The sequence below is a fragment of the Allobosea sp. R86505 genome, assembly GCF_042466375.1.
Classification (GTDB): domain Bacteria; phylum Pseudomonadota; class Alphaproteobacteria; order Rhizobiales; family Beijerinckiaceae; genus Allobosea.
Genome location: NZ_JAXHPY010000001.1, coordinates 3,407,670 through 3,427,788 on the forward strand (window position 1 = coordinate 3,407,670; position 20,119 = coordinate 3,427,788).

The 20,119-nt window shown below is 69.1% G+C and carries 18 protein-coding genes; 16 read left to right on the top strand and 2 right to left on the bottom strand.

Annotated elements, in window-relative coordinates:
- Positions 1–42 precede the first annotated feature (42 nt).
- Positions 43–1,527: an amidohydrolase family protein gene (locus SJY11_RS16360; protein WP_376987804.1), complete on the top strand. Its 1,485-nt coding sequence runs from the start codon at positions 43–45 to the stop codon at positions 1,525–1,527.
- 9 nt (positions 1,528–1,536) lie between these two features.
- Here the strand turns inward: SJY11_RS16360 and SJY11_RS16365 are convergent, their stop codons facing one another.
- Entirely contained in the window at positions 1,537–2,739 is a 1,203-nt protein-coding gene (locus SJY11_RS16365) for an amidohydrolase family protein (RefSeq protein ID WP_376987805.1), read from the bottom strand.
- A gap of 157 nt (positions 2,740–2,896) precedes the next feature.
- Entirely contained in the window at positions 2,897–3,607 is a 711-nt protein-coding gene (locus SJY11_RS16370; protein ID WP_376987806.1) for a GntR family transcriptional regulator, read from the bottom strand.
- Between the two features lie 481 nt (positions 3,608–4,088).
- Here SJY11_RS16370 and SJY11_RS16375 point away from each other — a divergent pair, with 481 nt between their 5' ends.
- The 15 genes from SJY11_RS16375 to SJY11_RS16445 all read left to right on the top strand — a co-directional run bounded on the left by SJY11_RS16375 (position 4,089) and on the right by SJY11_RS16445 (position 19,966).
- Positions 4,089–5,507 (top strand): amidase, encoded by a 1,419-nt coding sequence (locus SJY11_RS16375; RefSeq protein WP_376987807.1) that lies wholly within the window; start codon positions 4,089–4,091, stop codon positions 5,505–5,507.
- A 12-nt stretch (positions 5,508–5,519) separates the two neighbouring features.
- Positions 5,520–5,741: a hypothetical protein gene (locus SJY11_RS16380; protein WP_376987808.1), complete on the top strand. Its 222-nt coding sequence runs from the start codon at positions 5,520–5,522 to the stop codon at positions 5,739–5,741.
- A 124-nt stretch (positions 5,742–5,865) separates the two neighbouring features.
- Entirely contained in the window at positions 5,866–7,491 is a 1,626-nt protein-coding gene (locus SJY11_RS16385; protein ID WP_376987809.1) for an ABC transporter substrate-binding protein, read from the top strand.
- A gap of 61 nt (positions 7,492–7,552) precedes the next feature.
- Positions 7,553–8,506: an ABC transporter permease gene (locus SJY11_RS16390; RefSeq protein WP_376987810.1), complete on the top strand. Its 954-nt coding sequence runs from the start codon at positions 7,553–7,555 to the stop codon at positions 8,504–8,506.
- A 10-nt stretch (positions 8,507–8,516) separates the two neighbouring features.
- Positions 8,517–9,416, top strand: coding sequence for an ABC transporter permease (locus tag SJY11_RS16395; protein ID WP_376987811.1), 900 nt, complete (start codon positions 8,517–8,519; stop codon positions 9,414–9,416).
- Between the two features lie 46 nt (positions 9,417–9,462).
- The gene (locus SJY11_RS16400) at positions 9,463–10,527 is read left to right on the top strand and encodes an ABC transporter ATP-binding protein (protein ID WP_376989350.1); all 1,065 of its coding nucleotides are present in this window, start codon (positions 9,463–9,465) and stop codon (positions 10,525–10,527) included.
- A complete protein-coding gene (locus SJY11_RS16405) occupies positions 10,524–11,591 on the top strand; it encodes an ABC transporter ATP-binding protein (protein WP_376987812.1) in 1,068 nt (355 codons plus the stop codon). Before SJY11_RS16400 ends, SJY11_RS16405 begins: the two co-directional genes overlap by 4 nt.
- Before the next feature lie 11 nt (positions 11,592–11,602).
- Entirely contained in the window at positions 11,603–12,688 is a 1,086-nt protein-coding gene (locus tag SJY11_RS16410) for an AbrB family transcriptional regulator (protein WP_376987813.1), read from the top strand.
- An 11-nt stretch (positions 12,689–12,699) separates the two neighbouring features.
- Positions 12,700–14,139, top strand: a complete 1,440-nt coding sequence (locus SJY11_RS16415) for an amidase (RefSeq protein WP_376987814.1) — start codon at positions 12,700–12,702, stop codon at positions 14,137–14,139.
- A gap of 17 nt (positions 14,140–14,156) precedes the next feature.
- The gene (locus SJY11_RS16420) at positions 14,157–14,366 is read left to right on the top strand and encodes a hypothetical protein (protein ID WP_376987815.1); all 210 of its coding nucleotides are present in this window, start codon (positions 14,157–14,159) and stop codon (positions 14,364–14,366) included.
- Complete coding sequence (locus SJY11_RS16425; RefSeq protein ID WP_376987816.1) at positions 14,363–15,691, top strand: amidase; 1,329 nt, start codon at positions 14,363–14,365, stop codon at positions 15,689–15,691. The genes SJY11_RS16420 and SJY11_RS16425 overlap by 4 nt, the downstream gene beginning before the upstream one ends.
- Before the next feature lie 15 nt (positions 15,692–15,706).
- A complete protein-coding gene (locus SJY11_RS16430; RefSeq protein ID WP_376987817.1) occupies positions 15,707–17,017 on the top strand; it encodes an amidase in 1,311 nt (436 codons plus the stop codon).
- 27 nt (positions 17,018–17,044) lie between these two features.
- Positions 17,045–17,719 (top strand): isochorismatase family protein, encoded by a 675-nt coding sequence (locus SJY11_RS16435; protein ID WP_069054948.1) that lies wholly within the window; start codon positions 17,045–17,047, stop codon positions 17,717–17,719.
- Positions 17,712–19,106, top strand: coding sequence for an amidase (locus SJY11_RS16440; protein ID WP_376987818.1), 1,395 nt, complete (start codon positions 17,712–17,714; stop codon positions 19,104–19,106). Before SJY11_RS16435 ends, SJY11_RS16440 begins: the two co-directional genes overlap by 8 nt.
- Positions 19,103–19,966: an isochorismatase family protein gene (locus SJY11_RS16445; protein WP_376987819.1), complete on the top strand. Its 864-nt coding sequence runs from the start codon at positions 19,103–19,105 to the stop codon at positions 19,964–19,966. Before SJY11_RS16440 ends, SJY11_RS16445 begins: the two co-directional genes overlap by 4 nt.
- Positions 19,967–20,119 lie beyond the last annotated feature (153 nt).

Below are 20,119 nucleotides of genomic sequence, written 5' to 3' on the forward strand. Positions count from 1 at the left end.
CGGCTTCACCGAACAGAACACATAGAGCCTGAGGAGACGACCATGACCGACATCCTGATCCAGCACGGCGTCGTCGTGACGATGGACGGCACCCGCCGCGTCATCGAGGACGGTTCCGTCGCGATCAAAGGCGACCGCATCGTCGCCGTCGGCACCAGCGCCGAACTCGCGATCAGCCATGGCAACGCCGCGACCCTCATCGACGCCGCCGGCAAGATCGTGATGCCGGGCCTGATCGACGCGCACACCCATGCCGGCCATGGCCTGATCAAGACCATGGGCGGCGGGCGCAGCGACGAATGGTACGAGGTCTGCCATAGGGTTTACACCGTCGCCTCGACGCCGGAATGGTGGCGCGCCGAGGCGCAACTCGCGGCGCTGGAGCGACTTCGCTTCGGCGTGACCACGGCGGTCGCGCTGCTGGGCGGCGGCGACACCATCATGCGCTGCGACGAGCCTGTTTATGGCGAGGCGCATCTCGACGGCGTCGCCGAGGTCGGCACGCGCTCGGTGCTGGCGGTCGGCGCGACGCGCCCACCCTTCCCGCGGACCTATGCGCGCTTCGAGAACGGCGAGGCCAGGGAACACGCCACGACCTTCGATGACATGTTCGCAACCTGCCAGTCACTGGTCGAGACGCAGCATGGCCGGCTCGGGAAGCGGCTCAACATCGCGCTGATCACGCCGACGCTGCGCGCCGAGCACGAGGCCGGGCTCAGCGCTTCGGATCTGGCCGATGCGCGCGCGCAGGGCCGCCGCATGGCGGACTTCGCCAGGGAGGCCGGGCTCGTCTTCACGCAGGACGGGCACACCAGGGGCAGCGTCGCCTATGCCAAGGAACTCGGCATTCTCGGGCCTCATGCGCTGCTCTCGCATTCGACGGCGCTGACCGACGAGGAGATCGCCATCGTCGCCGATACCGGCACGCATATCGTCCATAATCCGTCCGCCGTCGCCTCGATCCTGGCGCGCTGCCCGGTGACGGAATTGCTGGAGGCCGGCGCCAATGTCTGCCTCGGCTCGGATGCGACGGCGCCCGACCGCTCGGGCGACATGTTCCGGCACATGCAGCAATGCATGCATTACCACCGCACCTTCCACCACGATCCGAGCTGGCTGCCGCCGGGGCGCGTGCTGGAGATGTGCACCGTCGATGCCGCGCGCGCGCTCGGCATGGCCCACGAGATCGGCTCGCTGGAGGTCGGCAAGAAGGCCGATGTCGTGCTCCTCGACTGGCGCCGGCCGCATCTCTACCCGGCCAACATGCCGCTGTTCCGGCTGGTCTATTTCGCCAATGGCAACGACGTCGACACCGTCATCGTCGACGGGCAGATCGCGCTTCGCGGCCGCGTCGCGCAGTTCGTCAACGAGGACGCGGTCCTCGACACGGCGCAGGCCCAGACGGAGTGGATGCTCGACTACTGTGGCTTCAGGCCTCTGCTGGAGACGCCGGCGAGCTTCTGGGGCCAGGTGCGTGCCATGGACCAGGTCGAGGCGCGCAGCCTGTCGGGACTCAAGAAGAACTGAGCTCCGGCCTCAGGGCGCCGGGCGCAGCGGCACCCCGTCGCGGGCGACGATGCGGCCGCGCTTGAGGACGCGGCGGTTGGGCGAGCGGTTGACGACCGCCTCGGCCAGCGTCTCGCCGGGCAGGATCAGCAGATCGGCGGCGCAGCCCTCGGCCAGCCCGTAATCGGCGACCTCCATCAGCTTCGCGCCCTCCACGGTGCAGGTGTCGAGCGCGAGCCGGACCTCGTCGTCACGGCGCAGATTGTTGCGCAGGCCGACGAGCACGGCGCGCTCCAGCATGTCGCCATTGCCATAGGGGTTCCAGGTGTCGCGGATGCCGTCCGAGCCGGCGGCGATGCGGATGCCGGCGGCGAGCATGCGCTTGACGGCGGGAACCGGGCGGCTCGCCGGAGCCGTGGTGACGATGGCGATATCGAGTTCGGCGATCGCCTCGATGAGGGGATCCACCAGCGCCGGATCCGGCGTGCCCAGGCAGAAGGCGTGGCTGATCGCGACCTTTCCTTTCATGCCGAGCGCCCGCGTGCGCTCGATGATCAGGTCGAGCGAAAACGCGCCCATCTCGCCGGGCTCGTGCAGATGGATGTCGAGCGGCTTCCCGTAGCGCTGGCAGAGCCCGAAGATCGCATCGAGATGGCCCTTGGGGTCGCGGTCGATGCCGCAGGGGTCGAGCCCGCCGACGACCTCGCAGCCGGCCTTCATCGCCGCGTCCATGATCTCGAGCGTGCCCGGGCGGCGCAGCAGGCCCGATTGCGGAAAGGCGACCAACTCGATGTCGACGATGTCGCGCCAGGCATCGCGCGTCGCCATCACGCCCTCGATGCCCCACAGCCCATGCTCGGTGTCGACGTCGACATGGCTGCGGATCTGGGTCGCGCCGCAGACCGAGGCCCGCACCGCCTGCCGGGCCGACTGGCGGGCGGGCTCGATGTCGAGCCGCTTCTTGTTCATCCGCTCGTTGTCGATCTTGTCGAGCAGGTTGGGGCCGACCTCGTTCACATACCAGGGCAGGCCGAGCAGGTTCTTGTCGAGATGGGTGTGCGCCTCGACGAGGCCGGGCACGACGATCTCGCCACGCCCCTCCTCGACCGCGACGCCGGGCGCCTCGATCCCTGCCGCGATCCGCGCGATGCGGCCGTTCTCGATCAGGATGTCGGTGGGCGCCCCGGCATAGGGGCGGACATCGCGCAGGAGCAGGGAAGCCGTCGTCGCCATCGTGACCTCGTGTAGGATCAGGTCCCAACCGGCGCCTGGCCCAGCGGCCGAGCGCTCGATTGCATGCAGTTCATCCTAGCTATGGCATGCATCCAGCCGAGGCAACCGCACGGCCCGTGCCGAAGATGGTGGGATCGGTCGGGCCTTCCTGCGAGGCTCATGACAGCGCCAGCGCCGCCTCGGTGCGGTTGGCGAGCTTGCGCCCGATCAGCCGGCCGGCGCGTTCGACATGCTCGCGCATCAAAGCCTCGGCTCGCCCGCCCTGCCGCGCAAGGATGGCCTCGCCCAGGTCGAGGTGATCGTCCTGCGAACGGCGATAGGCCGCGCGATCCCACCAGACGACGGCGCGCTCGGCGAGGAAGGTCCGGACACCGGATTCGGTCAGCAGCGGCAGGGTGCGCGTCCGCTGGATCGAATTGGCCAGGTAGCCATTGCCGGAGGCCGCGGTGATCTGGCCGTGGAAGGCGATGTTGAGGTCGCCCCAACGCTGCTGCTCGACATCGCCCCAGTCGTCGCCGGCGATCAGCCGCTCCATTTCGTCGAGCGTCTCGCGAAAGCGCTCGCGCGCGGCATCGGCCAGCCCGATCTCGGCCGCCAGACGGGCCGCTAGCCCCTCGAGCGTCGCCCGCACCGTGTAGATGTGGACCGCCTCGTCGATCGAGAGGCGGCGGACGACATAGCCGCAATTGGGCTCGTAATCGAGCAGCCCCTCGGCGAAGAGCGCGCCCAGCGCCGCCCGCACCGGCGTTCGCGACACCTGCATGGCCTCCGCCAGCGCCATCTCGTTCAACCGCCCGCCCGGCATGTAGGCGCCGCCGAGAACCGCCTCGCGCAGGCGCCGGGTGACCGATTCCGTTCGTGTGACCATGTCGCCCTCCGCCCCCCGCCTTATGCCTTTCGGCCTCGACGAACCAACACCATTTTCGCACAAACGATGTTTTGTACACAATTTACGCATGGACGGATATCGAATCCTATACCATATAAGTATCTTATATCATTTGTCTAATTGGACTTTTTTGACAACACTCTGCCCATCTACGGATCGTTTCGCTGGCTTTGATTTGAGCACAGTTGCGCGCCAAGCCGGATGGAGCGGCCTCCCGCCCGACCGAGATAGAGCCAAGCCGAGAACTTCCGACGCTCCGGCCAGGCCGCATCAAAGCGAACCGCAATCAAACCAGAGGCTTAATCGAATTTTTCGGGCAGACGGCTCGTCCTGCACCGATCCCGTCGACCGGCAATCCGGTTGGCACATGGCTTGCTGAGACCCAAACAACGGGGGGCCAATCGACCTCCCGATCGACGCCTACATTGCATGCAATACCGGCAGATCGAAGGAGAAGCGCATGTCCGTCATCGAAGCCGAGCCGGTCGCGACCACGGATCTGGTGGATCTCAGCGTTCTCGAACTGGGACGGATGATGCGCTCCGGCGACCTCTCGCCCGTCGAGCTGACCCAGACCTGCCTCGACCGGATCGCCCGCTATGACGGGCGTCTCAACAGCTTCATCACCGTCTGCGCCGAGACGGCGCTGGCGCAGGCGAAGACCGCGGCGCGGGAGCTGGCGGAGGGCATCGATCGCGGACCGTTCCACGGCATTCCCTTCGCGCTGAAGGACAATGTCGACACCGCCGGCGTCCTGTCCTCCTCGCATTCGAAAATCTTCGTCGATCGCTTCCCGACTGAGAGCGCGACCGTCGCCAGCAAGCTCGAGGCGGCGGGCGGCATCCTGATCGGCAAGACCGCGACCTTCGAATTCGCCATCGGCGGCCCGTCCTGGGACCTGCCCTGGCCGCCGGCGCGCAATCCGTGGAACCGCGACTACCTCCCGGGCGGCTCCTCGTCGGGCTCGGGGGCGGCCGTCGGCGCCCGTTTCGTTCCGGCCGCGATCGGCACCGACACCGGCGGCTCGGTGCGCTGGCCCGCCGCGATGTGCGGGATCACCGGTCTGAAGCCGACCTATGGCCTCATCAGCCGGCGCGGCGTCCACCCCAACACCTATTCGCTCGACCATTGCGGGCCGATGACCCGCACGGCCGAGGACTGCGCGATCATGCTCGGGGCCTGCGCCGGCTACGACCCGCGCGACCCGGGTTCGATCGACGAGCCGGTGCCGGATTATCTCGCCGCGCTGACCGGCTCGATCAAGGGCCTCCGGATCGGGCTGGTGCGCCACTGGTACGAGGCGGACGCGACCGAGGAGGTCGTCGCCGCCGTGGACGCCGCGGTGGCGGTGCTGCGCGACCTCGGGGCCATCGTCGAGCCGGTCACGCTCGATCCGCTGCGCGACTATGTCGACGCGAAGACGACGATCTCGATCGCCGAGCTGTTCAGCGTCCATGAGAAGGACATGCGTACGCGACCGCAGGATTTCGGCAAGCTGCTGCGCAGCCGCGTCATGGCCGGCGGGCTGGTGCGGGCCGAGGACTATGTCCAGGCGATGCGCTGGCGAGCCGAACTCGCCAGCCGGATGATGGCGCATTTCGGCCGCTTCGACCTCTTCGTCACCGCCGGCTGGCTCGCTCCCGCCGACCCCGCCGATCCCGAGGGCGTCGACTTCTTCAAGAAGCGCCAGCTCGTCACGATGCCCTTCAGCCTGACCGGCATGCCGGCGCTGAATGTCCCCTGCGGTTTCTCGGCCGGCGGGTTGCCGCTGTCGCTCCAGTTCGGCGGGCGCCCCTTCGACGAGGCGACGGTGCTGCGCGCCGGCGACGCCTATCAGCGCGCCACCGACTGGCATCTCGCCACACCCGACCTCGCCTGACGGGAGAGCCCCATGACCACGACCGTGCCGCCCGCCCCTGCCAGCCGCGACGACATCGCGGTGATGGCGCGCCAGGCCGGGCTTCAGCTCCCGCCCGACCTCTTCGAGGAGTTGGTCGTGGCCTGGGGCAATGTCGAGCCGATGCTGATGCGGCTGCGTCGTGGCCGCGACCGGGCCGACGAGCCGGCCCATGTCTTCGACCCGCGGAAGTTCATGCCGCCCGAAGGCGCCTGAGCCCGCTGCCATCTGCCATCTGCCGTCGGGCACCGACGAGCACAGAGCGGCCACCAAGGCCGCCGACCACCGGGAGACGACGCGAGGGGACAGTTCGAGGACTTTTTGGGGAAGGGTTTCATCCATGACCAGACGTTCGTTTCTGCGCCTCCTGTCGGCGGCCCCGCTTGCGGCGTTGACCATGATGGCCGCCCAGCACGACAGAGCCTGGGCGCAAGGCAAGCCGGGTGTTCTGCGCGTCGCGATGACCGCAGGCGACATTCCCCTGACCACCGGTCAGCCGAGCCAGGGCGGCGAAGGCATCCGCTTCATGGGCATCACGCTCTATGACGGGCTGACGCGATGGGACCTCTCCAAATCCGACAAGGCCGCGCAGATCATCCCCGCGCTGGCCGAGAGCTGGGTGGTCAATCCGGCGGATCAGAAGATCTGGACCTTCACCCTGCGCAAGGGCGTCAAGTTCCATGACGGCTCGGAGTTCAACGCCGATGCGGTGGTGTGGAACTTCGACAAGCTGATGAAGAAGGAATTGGCGCAGTTCGACCAGAGCCAGGCGAACCAGTCGGCGTCCTATTTCGCTCCGATCGCGAGCTGGCGAAAGATCGACGACTGGACGGTCGAGATCACGACCAAGCGGGTCGACGCCGTGCTGCCCTACAACCTCGCCAGCCTGTTCATGTCGAGCCCCAAGCGCTGGGAGGAGCTCGGCAAGGACTGGAGCAAGTTCGCCGAGAAACCGTCCGGGACCGGCCCCTGGATGCTGGAGTCCTCCAAGCCGCGCGAGCGCGCCGAACTCGTCCGCAACCCCAACCATTGGGACAAGACCCGCATCACCAAGTCGGAGCGGCTGATCCTGCTGCCGATGCCCGACGCCAACACCCGCGTCGCCGCCCTGCTCTCGGGCCAGGTCGACTGGATCGAGGCGCCGCCGCCGGACTCGGTGCCCCGGCTCAAGCAGCAGAAGATGCAGATCGTCACCAATCTGTATCCCCATATCTGGCCCTACCAGCTCTCCTTCCTCGACGACTCCCCGTTCAAGGACATCCGCATCCGCAAGGCGGCCAATCTCGCCATCGACCGCGAGGGGATCGCCAAGATGCTCGGCGGGCTGGCCGTGCCGGCCAAGGGCATGGTCGACGACAAGCATCCCTGGTTCGGCAAGCCCAATTTCCAGATCAAATACGACCCCGCCCAGGCCAAGGCGCTGCTGAAGGAAGCCGGCTACGGCCCCGACAAGCCGGTCAAGGTCAAGGTGATCATCTCGCCGTCCGGCTCCGGGCAGATGCAGCCGCTGCCGATGAACGAGTTCATCAAGGAGAACTTCAAGGATGTCGGCATCGACATGGAGTTCGAAGTGATGGACTGGGAGGCGCTGCGCACCCGCCGCCGGCTGGGAGCCGACGCCCCCGAGAACAAGGGCCGGCACGGCATCAACAACTCCTGGGCCTATTGGGACCCCGATATCAGCCTGATCGCGACAGCCGGCTCGTTCGCCCGCGTCCCCGTCGGCTTCAACTGGGGCGACTACAAGGACGCCAAGGCCGACGAACTCGCTCTCAAGGCGAAGGCGACTTTCGACGCGGCCGAGCAGAGCAAGATCCTCGCGGAACTGCACACCCGCCTCGTCGACGAGGCGATGTGGATCTGGGTCGTTCACGACCTCAACCCGCGTGCGATGCGGCCCAACGTCAAGGGCTTCGTCCAGGCCCAGAGCTGGTTCCAGGACCTGACGCCGGTCTCGGTCGACTAGCGCCGCGCCTCTCGGGACGGCGGCCCCGCCGTCCCGATCCCGGCCGCAACGGAGGTCTGCCATGCTCATCTATGTGCTGCGGCGCATTCTCTACACGGTCCCGATCGCGATCGGCGTCTCGCTGGTCTGCTTCGCGCTGATCCATCTGGCGCCGGGCGATCCGCTGAGCTCGATCATTCCCGAGGGAGCCTCGCCGGAGACGGTCGCGCAGATCCGCACCGCCTATGGCTTCGACCGGCCGCTGCCGGTGCAGTATCTGAAATGGCTCGGCCATGTCGTCACCGGGGATTTCGGCACCTCGATCATGACGCGGCGGCCGGTGCTCTCCGAGGTGCTGCCGGCGATCGCCAACACGCTGACGCTGGCGGCGGCAGCGGTGACCTTCGGCTTCCTGCTCGGCTGCGCCTTCGGTGTCGTCTCCGGCTATGTCGCGGGGACACCGACCGACCGCGCCGTCACCGCGGTGTCGATCACCGGCGTGTCGATCCCGCATTACTGGCTCGGGATGGTCCTGATCGTGGTCTTCGCGGTCAATCTGAATCTGCTGCCCGCCACCGGCATGGGCGAAGGCGGCTCGGGTTCCTTCGGCTTCGGCTGGGACAGCCTGCAATACCTGATCCTGCCCGCCCTGACGCTCTCGGTCATTCCCGCCGGCATCATCGCCCGCTCGGTCCGCGGCACCGTCGCCGAGGTGCGCAAGCAGGACTACATGCAGACGCTCTACGCCAAGGGCCTGCCCGGGCGGCGCGTCTTCATCCATGTCGTCAAGAACGCGCTGCCGGCCGTTCTGGCGGTGATGGGGCTGCAGCTCGCGCAGCTGCTGGGCGGCTCGATCCTGGTCGAGACGGTGTTCTCCTGGCCGGGCACCGGCTTCCTTCTGAACAACGCCATCTTCACCCGCGACCTGCCGATGCTGCAGGGCACGATCCTCGTGCTGGCGATGTTCTTCGTCCTGATCAACCTGCTCGTCGACATCCTGCAGACCGCGGTCGACCCGCGCATCAAGCGCGCCTGAGGGACAAGCCATGTCGCAGCCCGCCATCGCCGTCGCCGGGTCCGCCCCGCTCAAGGGCAAGCGTCCGGCCACCCGCAGCTTCTGGCGCAACGTGCTGCGCCGGCTGCTGCAGGACCGCTTCACGATGATCTGCTTTGGCGTGTTGATGCTGATCATCCTGGCGGCGATCTTCGCGCCGCTGATCGCCCCGCACGACCCCTACCGCACCAGCATGGCGCGGCGGCTGATCGCGCCCGGCGATGCGCGCCACTGGCTCGGCACCGACGAACTCGGGCGCGACCTGCTCTCGCGGCTGATCTATGGCGGCCGGCTCTCGCTCTTCATCGGCTTCACGCCCGTCCTGCTGGCGACGCTGATCGGCGGGGCGCTGGGGGTGATCGCCGGCTATGTCGGCGGCGCCGTCAACATGCTGATCATGCGGGTGATCGACGTCTTTTACGCCTTCCCGTCCGTGCTGCTGGCGGTCGCGATCTCCGGCGTGCTGGGCGCGGGCATCGGCAACACCATCCTATCGCTGACGCTGGTCTTCATTCCGCCCATCGCCCGCGTCGCCGAAAGCGTTGCGACGCAGATGCGGGCTCAGGACTTCGTCGAGGCGGCGCGCGCGACCGGTGCCGCCAACTGGCGCATCGTCACCGCCCATGTCGTGCCCAACGTCACGGGGCCGATCCTGAGCTACGCCTCCAGTCTGATCAGCGTCTCGATCGTGCTCGCCTCGGGGCTGTCCTTCCTCGGCCTCGGCATCACGCCGCCCGAGCCGGAATGGGGGCTGATGCTGAACACGCTGCGCCAGGCGATCTACGTCGCCCCGCTCAACGCGATCATCCCCGGCGCGATGATCTTCATCACCTCGATGTGTTTCAACCTGATGAGCGATGGCCTGCGCAGCGCCATGGACGTCAAGCAGTGAGGTCCCCGCGATGAGCGCCGTTCCTACCTCCCCGCGTGGGGCCGCGATGACCGCGGTTCCCAGCGATCCCGACCCGCGCGACCGCGGCGGGCCCGCCCAGCCGCTCCTCATCGTCGAGGGGCTGAAGAAGCACTTTCCCATCCGCGGCGGCCTGCTCGGTAGGCCGCAGGCCTGGGTACAGGCGGTCGACGGCGTCGATCTCGTCGTCGACAAGGGCGAGACGCTCGGCATCGTCGGCGAATCCGGCTGCGGCAAATCGACGACGGCGCGGCTGCTGATGCATCTGATGGTTCCCGATGCCGGCCAGATCATCTTCGACGGCGAGGCGGTCGGGGCGCTGCGCGGCCTGTCGGTGCGCGACCTGCGCCGGCAGATGCAGATGGTCTTCCAGGATTCCTATTCCTCGCTGAACCCGCGCATGACGATCGAGGATTCGATCGCCTTCGGCCTGATCGCGCAGGGCACCGCGGTCAAGGACGCCAAGACCCGCGCCGCCAGCATGCTGCGCATGGTCGGGCTGACGCCGGACATGTTCGCGCAGCGCTATCCGCACGAGCTCTCCGGCGGCCAGCGCCAGCGCGTCAACATCGCCCGCGCGCTCACCATGGGGCCGCGGCTGCTGATCCTCGACGAGGCCGTCTCGGCGCTCGACAAATCGGTCGAGGCGCAGGTGCTCAACCTGCTGCAGGAGCTCAAGCGCAATCTCGAGCTCACCTACATCTTCATCTCGCACGACCTCAACGTGATCCAGTACATGAGCGACCGCGTGCTGGTGATGTATCTCGGCAAGGCGGTCGAGGTCGGCCCGGTCGACGAGATCTATCGCGCGCCCAAGCATCCCTATACCCGCGCGCTGCTCTCCTCGCGTCCGTCGATGGATCCGCGCCGGCGGATGAGCAAGCCGCCCCTGTCGGGCGACCCGCCCAACCCGATCAACCCGCCGAGCGGCTGCCGCTTCCGGACCCGCTGCCCGATCGCCGAGGCGGTCTGTTCCGAGACGGTGCCGCTGCTGGGCAGCCTCGAGGGTGGTGAGGCGCATCCGGTCGCCTGTCACGCGCACCGCCCGGGCTCCGGCCACAGCGCGGCGCCCGGCGAGGGAGCGGTGCATTGACCCAGACCTCACCTCTTGCCACGGCGGCGCCCGCTGCTGTCGCCACCCGCCCCCCTCTGGTCGAGGTCGAGGATCTCACCGTCCGGTTCACCGGGCGCGATCTCGACATCGCCGTCGTCAACGGGGTCTCCTTCACGCTCGATCGCGGCTCGTCGATGTGCGTGCTCGGCGAATCCGGCTCGGGCAAGAGCGTGACGCTGCGGGCGCTGATGCGGCTGTTTCCGCCGACGGCGCGGATCGGCGGGCGCATCACCGTCGATGGCACCGACGTGCTCGCGCTCGGCGAGCATCAGCTGCGCCGCATCCGCGGCGGCCTGATCTCGATGATCTTCCAGGAGCCGATGACGGCGCTCGATCCGGTCTTCACCATCGGCCAGCAGATCGCCGAGACGCTGGTCTATCACGAGGGCATCTCGTTCCGCGACGCCGAGAAACGGGCGCTCGAACTGCTCGAACTCGTCCAGGTGCCCTCGGCGAGGCGCCGGCTGGCCGCCTATCCGCATGAATTGTCAGGCGGCTTGCGCCAGCGCGGCATGATCGCGCTCGCGCTCGCCTGCAAGCCCAAGCTTCTGCTCGCCGACGAGCCGACGACGGCGCTCGACGCCACCGTGCAGATCCAGATCCTGCTGCTGCTGCGCGAACTGCAGCGCGAGCTCGGCATGGCGACGATCTTCGTCACCCATGACCTCGGCGTCGCCTGCGAGGTCGCCGACAGCATCGCGGTGATGTATGCGGGCAAATTCGTCGAGACCGGCACGGTCGAGCAGGTGATGGACGCACCGCGCCATCCCTACACCCAGGGCCTGATGAACTCGACGATCCATGCCGACATGCGCGGCGCGACGCTCGACCCGATCCCCGGCTCGCCGCCCGATCTCACTGACCTCCCCGCCGGCTGCCCCTTCGCGCCGCGCTGCTCGGCCGCCCGCGAGCCCTGCCTCTCCCTCCAGCCGGAACTGATCGCGCTCGAGGGCGGCCAGAGGGCACGCTGCCTGCAATACGGCCCCGGCCCGGGCTTCGCCCAGGCCCCGCTGCTGCAGGCGCCCCTCCTGAAGGCGAGCTGAGCGACGCGACGATGATCACACCCGGCCATCTCGGGCGCATCGCGCTCGGCCTCGCGATCGGCGCCTTCGGCGGCGCCGTCTTCAACGCGCTCGGCACCCCCCTGCCCTGGATGATCGGGCCGATCGTGTTCAGCGGGCTGGCGACCTTCTGCGGCCTGCCGGTCGCGGGCACGCCGGTCGGCCGCATCGCCGGCATGCTGGTGCTGGGCACGGCGCTCGGTCTCTATTTCACGCCGGAGGCGGCCGGCATGGTGCTGTCGCACCTGCCGGTGATCATCGCCGCCAGCGCGACGACGCTCGTCGTCGGCGCCGCCGCCTCCTTCCTGCTCGCCCGCACCGCGCGGATCGACCACGCCACTGCCTTCTTCTGCAGCGTGCCCGGCGGCGTGGCCGAGATGAGCCTGATCGGCGAGCGTTTCGGCGGGCAACCGCTGCCGATCGCGGTGACGCAGCTGCTGCGCGTCGTCAGCGTGACGATCGTGATCCCGAGCGCGCTGACGCTGCTGGGCGCCGGCGGCAGCAGCACCAATGTCCATGGCGTGCTGCCGGCCTCCGCCCCCGGCCTGCTGGCGACGCTGGCCTTCTCGCTCGGTTTCTCGGCGGTTCTGGCCAAGTTCCGCTTCCGCAATGCCTGGTTGCTGGGGCCGATGGCGGCGGGCTGCCTGCTCGGCCTGTTCGAGGCGAACCTGTCCTCGATCCCGCCCTGGCTCTCGGCTGCGGGGCAGGTCCTCGTCGGGGCGCAGATCGGCTCGCAATTCCAGCGCGCGCTGCTCGCCAGCATGCGCCGCTTCATCCCCGCCGCGCTGCTCAATCTGGCGGTGCTGATGGCCGGCTGCGCCACTGTGGGCCTGCTGGTGGCGCATCTGACCGGGATCTCGCCGGCCAACATGATCCTCGCGACATCGCCCGGCGGCGTCACCGAAATGTGCATCACCGCCAAGGTGCTGCATCTCGACGTGCCGATCATCGTCGCCTTCCACCTGCTGCGGATTTTCCTGGTGATCCTGTCCTCGCCCTACGTGTTCCAGCTGCTGCGCGCGGTCGGGATCGTCCCTGCCATGCCTGTCGCGGATGCAAGCCGCGTCCCGGCCGAATGAGAGGTGCCGCCATGAACAAGCCGAGCCCCGCCGCCAGCTTCGCGACCGCCAGCACTCCGCTGCATTATCTCACCGTCACCGAGGCCTCGCGCCTGATCGGCAGCGGCCAGCTCTCACCGGTCACGCTGGTCGAGGCTTTCCTCGCCCGCATCGCCGCGCTCGATGGCACGCTGCACTGCTACATCACCGTTACGGCCGAGCTCGCGCTCGCCGCCGCCCGCACAGCCGAGGCCGAGATCGCGGCCGGGCGCTGGAAGGGCGCGCTGCACGGCATCCCCTTCGCGGTGAAGGACAATTACTACGTCGCCGGCCTGCCGACGACGGGCGGCTCGCGGCTGATGCTCAACCATGTCTCGAAGACGACCTCGACGGCGGTGGCCCGGCTGGAGGCCGCCGGCGCGATCCTGCTCGGCAAGCTCAACACCTGGGAATACGGCACCGGCAATGGTGGCGTCTATCACGACCTGCCCTTCGAGGTGGCGCGCAATCCCTGGGATCTGGAACGATTTACCGGCGGTTCCTCGACCGGTGCGGGAGCCTCGGTGCCCGCGGGGCTGGCGATGTTCTCGCTCGGCTCCGACACCGGCGGCTCGATCCGCCTGCCGGCGGCCGCCTGCGGGCTGCAGGGCCTCAAGGCGACCTTCGGCCGGGTCAGCCGGGCGCATTGCCTGCCCAATTGCTGGACGCTCAACCATACCGGCCCGCTGACCTGGACGATCGAGGACAACGCCATCGTGATGCAGGCGATCGCGGGGTACGACGCGGAGGACCCCTCCAGCGCCGACATTCCCGTCCCCGACTACCGCAAGGCGCTGCATGCCGGCGTGAAGGGGCTGGTCATCGGCTATGTCCGCGATCTCGGACCGGGCGGCGAGGCGCTCGACGCCGCCAATGCGCAGGCGATGGACGAGGCGGCCGCGCTGCTGGAGGCGCAGGGCGCGATCATCCGCGAGGTCAGGCTGCCGGCGCCGCTGGCCGAGTACCGCAGCGTGACCAAGGTCATCAACTGGGCCGAGTCCTACTCGATCCACGAGAAGGACTTCCTCGAGCGCAGCGCCCTGATGGGTCAGGCCCTGCGCGAGAAGATGATGGCGGGCTTCACCGTCCGCGCCGCCGACTATCTCGCTGCGACGCGGCTGCGGCGCACGCTGACGGCGGCGACGGATGCGCTGATGGCCTCCTGCGACGCGCTTTTGATCGCGGGCGCCTTCCATGTCGCGCCGCGCTTCGACGAGCCGGAGACGATCACCCCCTTCACCACCGACACCGCGACCTCGGTGTTCAACGTCACCGGCCACCCGGCGCTGTCGCTCTGCACCGGCTACGACGCCTGCGGCGTGCCGCTCAACGCCCAGATCGTCGGCCGCTTCTTCGACGAGGCGACCGTGCTGCAGGTCGCCCAGGCCTATGAATCCGCGACGCCCTGGCGCGCGCGCCGCCCCGCGCTCTGACCCATCGAGGAACGACGATGTCCGACATCCAGACCACCAGCCTCGACGAGATCTTGCTCTATGCCGAGCGGCATGGGCTCAACGGTCTGCCAGAAGCGCAATTCGCGCGCCTCGCCGAGCTGGCGAAGACCGTGCGCGAGGCCGGGCTCGGAATCCGGCGCATGCCGTCCGAGGAAAATGAACCCGCCCATCTCTTCACCGTGACGCCGCGGCGGGCCGCGCCGTGACGGGGGCCGAACCCTGCTTCCTGACGGCGGCCGAGGCCGCCGCGGCGATCAAGACGGGCCGGCTCACCAGCGAAGCGCTGATCCGCTCCTGCCTGGAGCGGATCGAGGCGCGCGACCCGGTGGTCAAGGCCTGGCTCCATGTCGATCGCGCCCACGCCATCGCCCAGGCGCGCGAGATCGACAAGCGCCCGTCCATGGGGCCGCTGCACGGCCTGCCCTTCGGCGTGAAGGACATCATGGATACGGCGGACCTGCCGACGACCTACAACTCGCCGGCCTGGCAGGGCCACCGCCCGACGCGGGACGCCGCCTGCGTCGGCATCGTGCGCCAGGCGGGTGCGGTCATCCTCGGCAAGACCGACACCGTCGAGTTCGCCTTCAACTCGCGCCGGGCCGCCAGCACCAACCCCTACAACGCGGCCCACACGCCGGGCGGCTCCTCCTCGGGCTCGGGCGCGGCGGTCGGGGATTTCCAGGTGCCCTTCGCCTTCGGCACCCAGACCGCCGGCTCGCATATCCGGCCCGCCTCGTTCAACGGCATCTATGCGCTGAAACCCAGCTGGGGCACGGTCAGCCGCGAGGGCGTCCATATGATCTCGGCGATCCTCGACACGGTCGGCTGGTATGGCCGCAGCGTCGAGGATCTGGTGCTGGCCGCGCAGGCATTCAGGCTCGAGGGAACCGGGGCCATCGCCGTCCCCGACGTGAAGGGCCTGCGCATCGGCTCTTGCGAAACCCCGTTCTGGGCCCAAGCCGAGGACGGCGCGAAACAGGCGATGGCCGCCAGCGTCGAGCGGCTGCGCAAGGCCGGCGCGGTCGTGGAGGAGATCCGGCTTCCCGCCCATTTCGGCGATCTCGCCGAGGCCCATACGATGATCATGTATGGCGAGGGCCGCGTCGCGCTGCATGACGAATATCTGCGCCATGGCGACAAGCTCCATCCGGAACTGCGGCTGACGGTCGAGAACGGGCGCGGCGTGACGCCGAAACGGCTCGTCGAGGCGTTCGACCTCTCCGACATCTGCCGGAAAGAGTTCGACGCCATCGCCGCGGGCTATGACGCGGTGCTGGCGCCGGCCTCGACCGGCGAGGCGCCGAAGGGCCTCCACAACGTCGGCAACTGGATCTTCAACGGCCTCTGGACGCTGCTGCACACGCCTTGCGTCGCCATCCCCGCCATCCTGGGCGGGCTCGGCCTGCCGGTCGGCGTCCAGCTCGTCGGCCCGCGCCTGTCCGATGCGCGGCTGCTCGGGATCGCGCAGGCGCTCCAATCCGTCATCGACACGGGTGCCGAAGAGCGCAGCCGCCTCCTCTCCGCCGCCTGAGAAAGCAAGACGCACATGGAACCCTGTTTTCTGACCGCCGCCGAGGCCGCCGCGCAGATTCGCGACGGCAGGCTGACCAGCGAGACCCTGATCCGCTCCTGCATCGCCCGGATCGAGGCGCGCGACCCGCAGGTCAAGGCCTGGCTCCATCTCGACAAGGCCAAGGCGATTGCGGCCGCCCGCGAGGTCGACAAGCATCCCGTGAAGGGCCCGCTGCACGGGCTGCCCTTCGGCGTGAAGGACATGATCGACACCGCCGACATGCCGACGACCTACAACTCGCCGGTGTTCCAGGGCCACAGGCCGGCACGGGACGCAGCCTGCGTCGGGGTGGCGCGGCTGTCGGGCGCGGTCATCCTCGGCAAGACCGACACGGTGGAGTTCGCGGCCGGCGGCCGGCGGGCGGCGACGCGCAACCCGAAGAACCTCGCCCATACGCCCGGCGGCTCCTCCTCCGGCTCGGGCGCAGCCGTCGGCGACCGGCAGGTGCCGCTCGCCTTCGGCACCCAGACCGGCGGCTCGCATATCCGCCCCGCCTCCTTCAACGGCATCTACGGGCTGAAACCGACCTGGGGCTCGGTCAGCCGCGAGGGCGCCAAGCAGTATTCCAACATGCTCGACACGATCGGCTGGTATGGCCGCAGCGTCGCGGATCTCTCGCTCGTCGCCTCCGCCTTCCGCCTGCACGATGTCGGTGCACTCACGACGCCCGACCTCACCACGCTCAAGGTGGCGGCCTGCCGCACGCCCTATTGGGGCAAGATCGAGCCCGCGGGCGAAAAGGCCTTCGACCTCGCCTGCGACCGGCTCCGGCAGGCCGGAGTGACGGTGACCGAGCTGACGCTGCCCGAGCCCTTCGGCGGACTGTTCGATGCCCAGCACACGATCATGATGGGCGAGGGCCGCGCCTCCTTCCTCGATGCGGCGCTCGAATTCGGCGACCGGCTGCACCAGGATTTCCGCGACCGTGCCGAGAACAAGCTCGGCATCACGCCGGCCCAGCTGATCGCCGCCTATGACCTCGCAGCGGAATGCCGGCGCGCTTTTGAAGCGCTCTATGCCGATTTCGACGTGGTGCTGACGCCGGCCGCACCCGGCGAGGCGCCGGAGGGCAGCTACAACACCGGCGACCATGTCTTCAACGCGATGTGGACGCTGCTGCACGTCCCCTGCCTCGGCATTCCCTGCACGACCGGGCCGATCGGCCTGCCCGTCGGCGTGCAGATCGTGTCGCCGCGCTTCGACGATGCCCGGCTGCTCGCCATGGGCGAGGTCCTGGCGCCGGTGATCGATCTCGAAACGCCGCAATACCGCCCCGAAGCCTGATGCCCCGAGCGCGAGAGGAGAGCCGCCATGAGCGACGTGCTGGACCAGAGCCTGCGATCGATCTTCGCGGAGAATTCCGCCTTCTATGCGCAGCGCGGCTTCGAGCGCCGCGTCGGCTGGGGCCAGGCACCGGCGCTCGTCGTCATCGACATGGCCAATGGCTGGACACGGCCGGGCAGCCCCTTCACCTGCGGCGGCATGGACAGCGTCATTCCCGCCAACCGGGCGCTGCTCGACGCCTGCCGCGCCAAAGGCCTGCCGATCATCTTTACCACCACCGCCTATGACGTGACCGCCGGCCCGCACAGCGACATGGGTCTGTGGTCGCGCAAGGTGCCGATCGAGGCGATGAAGACCGGGAGCTGGGAGGCGGAGATCGACGCCGAACTCGCCCCGCGCGAGGGCGAGTTCGTCATCCTGAAGAAGCGGGCGAGCGCCTTCCACGGCACCAACCTGTCGAGCCTGCTCAAGGGCATGGGCGTCGACACGGTGATCCTGACCGGCGTCACGGCCTCGGCCTGCGTCCGGCACTCGACCGAGGACGCGATCGCCGAGGGCTTCCGGCCGATCGTGGTGCGCGAGGCGGTGGGCGACCGGATCGCCGGCGCCGTCGCCTGGAACCTGTTCGACATCGACGCGAAGTTCGGCGATGTCGAGCCTCTCGACGCCGTGCTCGCCCATCTGGCGCGCAACGATGTCTGACGGCGTCATCATCGATCGTCCACTCTGGCAGCTGAGCGTCTGCGAGGCGTCGGAGCGCATCGCCGCCGGCACCCTCTCGCCGGTCGATCTCGTCGAGGCCTGCCTCGGGCGCATCGCAGCGGTGGACGGGGCGATCCACAGCTTCATCCATGTCGCGGCCGAGCAGGCCCGTGCCGCCGCCCGGGAGGCGGAAGCGGAGATCAGGGCCGGCCGGCGGCGCGGGCCGCTGCACGGCATCCCCTATGCGGTGAAGGACAATTACGACGCCGCCGGGCTGCCCGCGACCGCGGGCTCGCGCGTCCGGCTCGACCATGTGCCGACGCAGGATGCGGCGCTCGTCGCCAGGCTGCGCGCGGCCGGCGCGATCCTGCTCGGCAAGCTCAACACCTGGGAGTTCGGCACCGGCAATGGCGGCGAGTATTTCGACCTGCCCTTCCCGACCGCCCGCAACCCCTGGGACACGGAACGCTTCGCCGGCGGCTCCAGCACCGGCGCCGGCACGAGCGTCGCGGCCGGGACCACGCTGTTTGCGCTCGGCTCCGACACCACCGGCTCGGTGCGCCTGCCGGCGGCCGCGACGGGCACGCTCGGCCTGATCGCCACCTCCGACGTGCTCGACCGCTCGGGCATCCTGCCCAACTGCTACACGCTGGACAAACCGGGGATCTTCGCCTGGACCGCGCGCGATGCGGCGCTGGTCCTCAGTGAACTCACCGGCAAGGCGCCGATGGCGCCGGGCGGCCCGCGCCTCGACGGACTGCGGATCGCGATCGTGTCCGATCCCGGCCCCGGGATGCCCCCGCCGGACGCACCGCTCGCCGCTGCCTTCGCCGACGCGGTCGCCCTGCTGGAGGCCGAGGGCGCGATCCTCGAGACCGTCGCCCTGCCCGTCAGCGCGGCCGATTGCTACGCCGTGACCCGGCTGATCGGCCCGCCGGAATCGGCGGCGATCCACGAGAAGGAGCTGCGCGAGCGGCCGGGCGAGCTCGGCTTCGCGCTACGCGACAAGCTGATGGCGGGGTCGCTGGCCTCGGCCGTCGACTACATTGCCGCCCAGCGCCGGCGCGGCCAGATCGCGGCGGAGATCGATGCGCTGATCCAACGCTACGACGCGCTCGTGACCTATGGCCCGCTGCATGTCGCACCGCGGCTCGGCGTCGAGCCGGAGATGACCGATTTCACCACGCAGACGCTGCTGACCCCGTTCAACCTCTCCGACCACCCGGCCCTGATGCAATGCATCGGCTTCACGGCGGCCGGGCTGCCGCTGTGCTGGCAGATCGTCGGCCGGCGCCATGGCGAGAGCGACATCCTCGCGCTCGCCGCGGCCTATGAGGACCGCACGCCCTGGCGGGCGCAGCGCGCGATGACGGAGACGGCACGATGAATTGGACGCGCGAGAGCATCGCGGCGATGGCCGCCAGCCGTGGCTTCGACAAGCTCGAACCGGAGCATCTCGACCGCTGGCTCGCCCTGGCTCAGCGCCAGCCCTCGACCCTGCCGCTGCGCACGGCGGTGGAGCGCAAGCAGGACGAGCCGGCCTATGGCCCGCAGGCCTTCGCCCCCTCAGCGGTCTCGCCGCCGGAGAGCGCGGCGGAGAATTATCGCGGCGTCTTCAACAACCGCCTCGGCTTCGGCCGGCGCCCGGCCGTGATCGCGATCGACTTCGTCCGCTCCTACACGACGCCCGGCGCGCTCCTTTATGCCGAGGGCGTGGTGCGGGCGGTCGCGCAGACAGAAGTCCTGTTCGCCCAGGCGCGCAGGCTTAGCGTGCCGATCCTGCATACGCGGCCGATCTACCATCCTTCGGGGCGCGACGGCGGGCTGTTCGTGCAGAAGGTGCCGGCGCTGCGCGCGATGGTGCGCGGCGAGCCGCTGGCGGAGTTCGACCCTGCTGTCGCGCCGCTCGCCGAGGAGATCGTCTTCGAGAAGGCCTATCCCAGCAGCTTCTTCGGCACGGCACTGGCACCGACGCTGACGGCGCAGGGCATCGACACGGTCATTCTCGTCGGCTGCTCGACCTCGGGCTGCGTGCGGGCCACCGCGGTCGACGCGCTGCAATATGGCTTCCGCCCGATCGTCGCGCGCGAATGCGTCGGGGACCGCCATCCCGGGCCCCATGACGCCGCATTGTTCGACATCGACGCGAAATATGGCGACGTCGAGGATCTGGCGACGATCCTGGCCTTTCTGACACCAACCGAGAGGGAGGACACCGCCCCCAGCGGTTCGCCCGGGAACCGCTGATGTTCACGGCCTGACGCGCCGCCTGCCCCGTCGCCGCGGCGGCCGACCTCGGCGGCGCGGGCTGCTCAATCGCGAGCGCTGCGCGCCGCCCTGGTCCTCGCGACGCCCGACCTGCTCGCGCCTGGGGTGGGTGGCACCCGTGATGCGTGCGGG